General features: G+C 69.0%; 5 protein-coding genes. 4 read left to right on the top strand and 1 reads right to left on the bottom strand.

What is annotated here, in order from left to right:
• Nucleotides 1-26: 26 nt before the first annotated feature.
• Nucleotides 27-1,409, top strand: coding sequence for an L-serine ammonia-lyase (locus CCS38_RS02080; RefSeq protein ID WP_223731453.1), 1,383 nt, complete (start codon nucleotides 27-29; stop codon nucleotides 1,407-1,409).
• A gap of 140 nt (nucleotides 1,410-1,549) precedes the next feature.
• Here CCS38_RS02080 and CCS38_RS02075 read toward each other — a convergent pair whose 3' ends face one another.
• Entirely contained in the window at nucleotides 1,550-1,747 is a 198-nt protein-coding gene (locus CCS38_RS02075) for an SHOCT domain-containing protein (RefSeq protein ID WP_308050646.1), read from the bottom strand.
• A gap of 268 nt (nucleotides 1,748-2,015) precedes the next feature.
• On the opposite strand from CCS38_RS02075, the gene CCS38_RS02070 reads away from it, so the two are divergent.
• The 3 genes from CCS38_RS02070 to CCS38_RS02060 all read left to right on the top strand — a co-directional run bounded on the left by CCS38_RS02070 (nucleotide 2,016) and on the right by CCS38_RS02060 (nucleotide 7,225).
• Nucleotides 2,016-4,613: a heavy metal translocating P-type ATPase gene (locus CCS38_RS02070; protein ID WP_223731452.1), complete on the top strand. Its 2,598-nt coding sequence runs from the start codon at nucleotides 2,016-2,018 to the stop codon at nucleotides 4,611-4,613.
• 391 nt (nucleotides 4,614-5,004) lie between these two features.
• Entirely contained in the window at nucleotides 5,005-5,418 is a 414-nt protein-coding gene (locus tag CCS38_RS35630; protein WP_372456967.1) for a hypothetical protein, read from the top strand.
• Nucleotides 5,419-6,082: 664 nt separating this feature from the next.
• Nucleotides 6,083-7,225 carry an LCP family protein gene (locus tag CCS38_RS02060; protein WP_223731451.1) on the top strand — a complete coding sequence of 381 codons (1,143 nt, stop codon included), beginning with the start codon at nucleotides 6,083-6,085 and terminating at the stop codon, nucleotides 7,223-7,225.
• Nucleotides 7,226-7,529: the final 304 nt, after the last annotated feature.

The following is a 7,529-nucleotide window of genomic DNA, read 5'->3' as shown; positions in this document are numbered from 1 at the left end:
CCCCGCACAGACAAGGGAGCCCGCCCGTGGCCATCTCTGTGTTCGACCTCTTCTCCATCGGCATCGGCCCGTCCAGCTCGCACACCGTCGGCCCGATGCGGGCCGCCCACATGTTCGTCGGCCGCCTGAAGGAAGAGGGCCTGCTGGCCCAGACGACATCGGTACGAGCCGAGCTGTTCGGCTCCCTCGGCGCCACCGGCCACGGCCACGGCACCCCCAAGGCCGTACTGCTCGGCCTGGAGGGCAACGAGCCGCACACGGTCGACGTCGCCGAGGCCGAACGGGACGTCGAGCGGATCACCTCGACCGGACGGCTGCGGCTGCTGGGCCGCGATCTCGACGCTGCCCACGAAATCGACTTCCGCACGGACAGCCACCTGGTCCTGCACCGCCGCCGTTCCCTGCCGTACCACGCCAACGGCATGACGCTGGCCGCATACGACGCCGAGGCGCTGCCACTGCTGGAGAAGACGTACTACTCGGTCGGCGGCGGCTTCGTCGTCGACGAGGAAGCCGCCGGCGCCGACCGCGTCGTGCTCGACGACACCGTCCTGAAGTACCCCTTCAGCAGCGGCGACGAACTGCTGCGCCTGACCCGCGAGACGGGGCTGTCGATCTCGGCCCTGATGCTGGAGAACGAGAGGGCCTGGCGCACCGAGGCCGAGGTCCGGGCCGGCCTGCTGGAGATCTGGCGGGTGATGCAGGAGTGTGTGGCCCGCGGCCTGTCCAGCGAGGGAATCCTGCCGGGCGGCCTCAAGGTCCGCCGCCGGGCCACCGCGGCAGCCAAGGCGCTACGCGCCGAGGGCGACCCGGCGGGCCGGGCGATGGAGTGGGTGACCCTCTACGCGATGGCCGTCAACGAGGAGAACGCGGCCGGCGGCCGGGTCGTGACCGCGCCCACCAACGGCGCGGCCGGCATCATCCCCGCCGTCCTCCATTACTACCTGAACTTCGTCCCCGGCGCGGATGACGACGGCATCGTCCGCTTCCTGCTGGCGGCCGGCGCCATCGGACTGCTCTTCAAGGAGAACGCCTCCATCTCCGGCGCCGAGGTCGGCTGCCAGGGCGAGGTCGGCTCGGCCTGCTCCATGGCCTCCGGCGGCCTCGCCGAGGTACTCGGCGGCTCCCCCGAGCAGGTCGAGAACGCCGCCGAAATCGGCATGGAACACAACCTCGGCCTGACCTGCGACCCCGTCGGCGGCCTGGTCCAGATCCCCTGCATCGAACGCAACGGCATGGCAGCGGTCAAGGCCGTCACCGCGGCCCGCATGGCCCGCCGCGGCGACGGCCGCCACCACGTCTCCCTCGACAAGGTCATCAAGACCATGAAGGAGACGGGCGCCGACATGAAGGTCAAGTACAAGGAGACGGCGCGGGGCGGGCTGGCGGTGAATGTCATCGCGTGCTGAAGGGCGCATCGTTTCTCGATTGCCTCCTCCTTCGAACGAGCCGCGGCCCGGCGGGTGCCCGGACGATGCGCGGACAGACCAGGACGATGGCCGGCACGGCGAGCGTGCTTGCGGGCACGTCGAGGGCGAGGGCTCCGAGGTCAGGTTTTGGTGAATGGGCCGTTGGAATGCCCGGAACGCAGTGTGGCCAGGCTCCGTTGGTACTGCTCTTCGTCGATCTCGCCGCGGGCGAACCGCTCGGCGAGCCGCTGTTCCGGCGAAGGAGCAGCGGGGGCGTGCATGTGCTCGTGCGGCCGGCTCAGGGCGCGGATGGCCAGGACGGCGACTGTAATGATCATGCCCAGAAGACCAGCATGCCGGCCGACATTGCGAACCAGCCCCACCCGCTGACGTTGTGGTCGTACCAGACCATCATGGTGTGCCACCTCCTCTGGGGCACGAGCGCCTCGTCCCGGCCTGCTGCCGGTGGACGGCTCTTTCCACTCACTGTCCCGTGCGCGCGGGCACGGGTTCCAGGGCCTGACGGTCCCGGTGCCAGACCGTTCGGCCCCTGCCCCGCAGGGGCACCGGCAACGAGGGTGGACGTCAAGCAGGGAGGCGGTCGCCGTGAGTGTCCCCGATCTTGTCGTCGTTGCCGCTGCGGTCGGCGCGGTCGGCGGCTTGGCGTGGTTCTTCTTCGGACCGCGCCGTGCTCACACAGCCCTGGTGGAGGGCGGGGTGCAGCGCGTGGGCGTGACCGTGCGGGGCGGTTACCGCCCCGATGTCATCCGCGTCCGGCAGGGCATGCCGGTGGAGCTGGTCTTCGACCGGCAGGAGTCCGGGGAGTGCACGTCCCGGGTGGTCTTCCCCGACCTGCGGGTGAGCGCGGGGCTGGCCGCGTACGAGCGCACCACAGTGCGCCTGAGCCCCGATATGGCCGGTTCCTACGGCTTCGCGTGCGGAATGAACATGATCCACGGCACGCTGCTGGTCGAACCCGAACCGACAGCACGAGTGCCTGCACCTGCACCTGTACCCTCACCGGGCACCGCCGGCCCCCCTGCTGTCGGTGGAGAAGGCCGGGTCCTCGCCGGGGTCCGTACGCCGGACCATCCCCCGGGCGGCGAGAACGCGGCCGAGGCGGAGGCCGCGGAAGCCGCCGAGCGGCGCGCCGAGATCCGGGATCTGGGCCGTCGGGTCGTCTTCGGTGCGGTGCTGACGCTGCCGGTGCTCTTCGCCGTCATGACGCACGAGCTGTTCGGTGCCGACTGGGTGCCCGGCTGGCTGCTGAACCACTGGCTGCAGCTGGCGCTGATCACCCCGGTGATGTTCTACACCGGCCGGCCGATCCACTCGACCGGCTGGCTGGCCCTACGGCACCGCGGCGCCGACATGAACTCCCTGATCACACTGGGCACATCGGCCGCGTACGGATACAGCCTGCTGGTCACCCTCGCCCCCGGGCTGCTGCCGAGCGAGGTGCGGGAGGTGTACTTCGAGGCGGTCGGAGTGATCCTCACCCTGATCCTGCTGGGCCGGTTGCTGGAAGCCCGTGCCAAGGCCGGCACCGGTGAGGCGATCCGCGCCCTGCTGGGGCTGCAGGCCCGTACCGCCCGGGTGGTTCATGACGGTATCCAGGAGGAGATACCGGTCGAGGACGTCGTGGTCGGCGACGAACTGGTGATCCGCCCCGGCGAGAAGGTGCCGGTCGACGCCGCCGTGCTCTCCGGGTCCTCGCCGGTGGACGAGTCGATGGTCACCGGCGAGCCGATGCCGGTCGTCAAGCGCACCGGGGACACCGTCATCGGCGCGACCGTCAACGGCAGCGGTGCGCTGCGCGTGCGCGCGAGCAAGGTCGGTGCCGACACGATGCTGGCCCAGATCATCCGCCTCGTGCAGCAGGCGCAGGCGTCCAAGGCTCCCATCCAGCGGCTCGCGGACGCCGTGTCCGGCTACTTCGTGCCCGCCGTGATCGCCATTGCCGTCGCCACGTTCGCGCTCTGGTACACCCTCGGCCCGCCGCCGGCCCTGACCCTCGCACTGGTCTCCGCCGTCGCGGTGCTGATCATCGCCTGTCCGTGTGCACTCGGACTCGCCACACCGTTGTCCGTGATGGTCGGCACCGGGAAGGGCGCCCGCGCCGGCATTCTCATCCGCTCCGCCGAGGCGCTGGAGACCGCCCACAAGCTGGACACCGTGGTGCTGGACAAGACCGGCACCGTCACCGCGGGCACCCCCGCGCTCACCGATGTGCACGCCGCCGACGGTTTCGACAAGGACGAGTTGCTGGCGCTGATCGCCGCAGTCGAGGAGCTGAGTGAGCATCCCCTCGCGACGGCGATCGTCGCCGGTGCACGGCAGCGGAACCTGGCCCTGCCCGAGGTCGGCGGGTTCGACTCGGTCACCGGCAAAGGGGTGAAGGCCACGGTAGACGGCCATACCGTCCTGGTCGGCACCGCCCGCCTGCTCGACGACAACGGCATCGCCCCGGGCGGCCTCACCCCCGTCGCCACCGGCCTGTCGGCCCAGGGCAAGACCCCCGTGTTCGCCGCCGTCGACGGCACCCCGGCGGGAGTGCTGGCCGTGGCCGACACCGTCAAGGAGGACTCCGCCGCGGCCATCGCTGCGCTCCGCCGGCTCGGGCTGGAGATCGTCATCATCACCGGCGACACCGCTCGTACCGCCGAAGCCATCGCCCGGCAGGTGGGCGTGGAGCGCGTGCTGGCCGAGGTGCTGCCGCAGCACAAGGCGGACGAGATCCGCCGACTGCAGCACGAGGGCCGTACGGTGGGCATGGTCGGCGACGGCATCAACGACGCCCCGGCGCTGGCCGCCGCAGACGTCGGCCTCGCCATCGGCACCGGGACCGACGTCGCCATTGAAGCCGCCGACATCACCCTCATCTCCGGCTCCCTGACCGGCGTGGTCACGGCCGTCCGGCTGTCGCGCGCCACTATGCGCAACATCCGCCAGAACCTGTTCTTCGCGCTCGTCTACAACGCCATCGGTGTCCCCGTCGCCGCCGGTGCCCTCTACCCACTGTGGGGGATCCGCCTCAGCCCGATCCTCGCGGCCGCCGCGATGGCACTCTCCTCGCTGTCGGTGGTCACCAACGCCTCCCGCCTGCGCCGCCGACGCATCACCCAGCCGCCACCGGCGAAGGTTTCCCATCAGGGTCCCATCAGGGAGGCGACCCGCGGTGAACCGCCCCGGAGCCGAGCCTGAGCCGGCCTGCTGCGCCGGCCACACGGCCGGCCCTCCGCCCGGCACGCTCCGCGGACTGTTCCACCGACCGCATGGAGTTGGCGATGCACGCTCCCTCGCGCAGGAGGGGCGTCGACCGGCCGCGGCCCCCGCCTCATGGTTGCCGCGCGTGGCGTGGCAACCCGGTCGGCCGCGCCTCGCCGCGCTGTAGTTCAGCCGACATGAGAGTGACTGCTCGAGAGCGCGAATGTGAAATGGCAGTGAAGAAGGTTTCGAAAATGCTGGGTGGGTAACGCGCCGGTCCGTGAGTTACCCCAATAACGGCATGCCGCAAAATGCCCCATACGATCCCAACGCAAACCCTCCCTATCACGGCGACCCAAACGCTCAGCAGGGCGGCGACACGATCCCTTTGTCCGCCCGCGGAGCGTATGCCCCGCACAATGGCAATCCCCCCGCTCCCTACCCTGCCGAGCCCGGCGCTCCGTACAGCGGGGCTCCGAATGCTCCGTACGACGCACCCAGGCCCCCGGCAGCTGACCGAAAGGGTGTTGGGGCGGACCGGCTGGCCTTGATCATTCATGGCCTCGCCGATATCGCCGCAATCTTCCTCGGGCTGTGGATCCTGCTGTATCTGCTCGACGCGAATCAGGCGAACCCTTTCGTCGACTTCGTGCACGGTATGGCCGACTGGCTCGCCGGCTGGTCTCAGGACATCTTCATCATGGACACCAAAGGGCTGCGCGTCTTCTTCAACTGCGGCCTGCCCGCAGTGATCTATCTCGTGGTCGGCCATGGCGTCGCCGCCTGGCTCCGACGCCTTTGAGCGCACCGACTGGCCGCACTCAGGGGCGCGGACGCCCGGCACCTCTGAGTGCGACCTTTACCTGCACACCTGCCCTGCACCGGTGCGAGCGCCTCTACGGGGCAGCCGCGGATCACAGTGAAGAGGTGGCCGGCGACACCAGGCGGTAACACGATCAGCTCCCGCGGCGCTGAGGGAAACGTATGCCCGGTCGGCACGCGATCCGGGTCGTGCGACTCATGGAAGATGGCCGGGCCGTAGCCCCGGCCAGGAATGCATGCAATGCGCCGCGGACGCGCGGCAGTTCCGCTACCGACCCCGGCCCCGGGCTCGTATCGAGGAGGCACGAATACCGGACCGATCGACAGGTGCCGCCGCTTCGGCGACCCCTTTTCCGTGCGCACACCCCGCGACCCCCGCGTGGCACACATCACGAGAACTGCATTGCGTGGTTCAGTGATGCGTCGTCCGGATGGAATGCGCCCGCTCCCGCTGCAGGTATGACTATCCTTGTCCGAATTCTCGTGATCGACCATGAGTGTCGGTTCGGGTACTTCGCTGGACAGATTGCACGACATTGCTGGCAATCCCTTTTGGGGAAGTGCGCATCAAATCGGAAACACTTCAGCGGCGCCGCCGTCCTCGATTTGCGTTGAGGGGTACTGAAGAATGCACACTGCCGGGCATGAATCAGAGGCCCGACGGCAGGAACGTCGATTTTCAGAACCGGTATGAGCGTGGGTACGCCCCGCCTCGTCCGGACGCGGCGCGTGGCATGGCGCCGCAGCGGCCGGTGGTGCCGCCGCAGCCACGGGGCGGCGGTCCGTACTACGCCGGGCCACCTCCCCGCCGGGGCGGCAAGTTCAAGCGGATGCTGATATCCGTCCTTGTGATCCTGCTTGTCGTGTCGGTCGGCACGTACTTCTGGGCCGACTCCAAGCTGCGCAAGGAGGTCGACCTCAGTACGGTCATCGACCGTCCCGAGGCGGGCGACGGCACCAACTACCTGATCGTCGGCTCCGACAGCCGCGAGGGCATGTCCGCGCAGCAGCGCAAGGACCTGCACACCGGCGGCAGCGCGGAGGCCGGCAAGCGGACCGATTCGATGATGATCCTGCACGTCGGCTCCAACGGCCCGACGCTGATCTCGCTGCCCCGCGACTCGAACGTCACCATCCCGGAGTTCCAGGGTTCCGAGTCCGGCAAGATGCGGCCCGCGATGGGCGCGAACAAGCTCAACGCCGCATACGCCTACGACGGCCCGCAGCTGCTGGTCCGCACGGTCGAGTACAACACCGGGCTGCACATCGACCATTACGCCGAGATCGGCTTCACCGGCTTCGCCAACATCGTGGACGCCATGGGCGGCGTCGAGATGAACATCGAAAAGGGCTTCAAGGACGACAAGTCCGGCGCCGACTTCGAGGCCGGCCGGCAGACCCTGAACGGTCAGCAGTCCCTGGCGTTCGTCCGCTCCCGCTACGCCTTCACCGGCAGCGACCTGGACCGCACCAAGAACCAGCAGAAGTTCCTCGCCACGCTCGCGAACCAGGCGGCCTCGCCCGGCACCCTGCTCAACCCGTTCGAGCTCTACCCCGTCATGGGCGCGGGCCTGGACACCTTGATCGTCGACAAGGACATGAACCCCTACCTGCTCGGCAAGATGTTCCTCGCCATGAAGGACGTCAACAGCGGCAAGGGCAAGTCGATGAACATGCCGGTCTCCGGCAGCGTCGGCGGCAACCTCCAGTGGGACCAGGCCAAGGTCAAGCAGCTCGTGAACGAGCTCAAGAACGACGAGAAGGTCACGGTCACCAGCGACCAGTGACCAGTGATCAGTGACCAGCGATCAGTGATCAGTGATCAGTGACCACCATCAGCAGGCCGCGAGCGGTCCGTGCGGGAATTTCCGCACGGACCGCTCGTTGCGTTGGCGCGGTACGACCGTTGGCACGGCAGACTGCGTGCGCTGGTCCGCCGACTGGACCGGCTCAGAGGTGGCAGTACGGGTCGGCTCGGGAACAGCGGACGAACGTGCAGGGGCAGAGATTCGGTCGTACGGGGCGAAGAGGTCGATTCAGCACCCGTGCAAGGGCGGCCCAGCGTACCCAGCGCGATCACTCTGGTGACCT

It is taken from the genome of Streptomyces purpurogeneiscleroticus (assembly GCF_020024005.1).
Lineage (GTDB): Bacteria > Actinomycetota > Actinomycetes > Streptomycetales > Streptomycetaceae > Streptomyces > Streptomyces purpurogeneiscleroticus.
The sequence above is the reverse complement of the archived record's forward strand: the minus strand, read 5'-3'. Positions and strand labels throughout refer to the sequence as shown.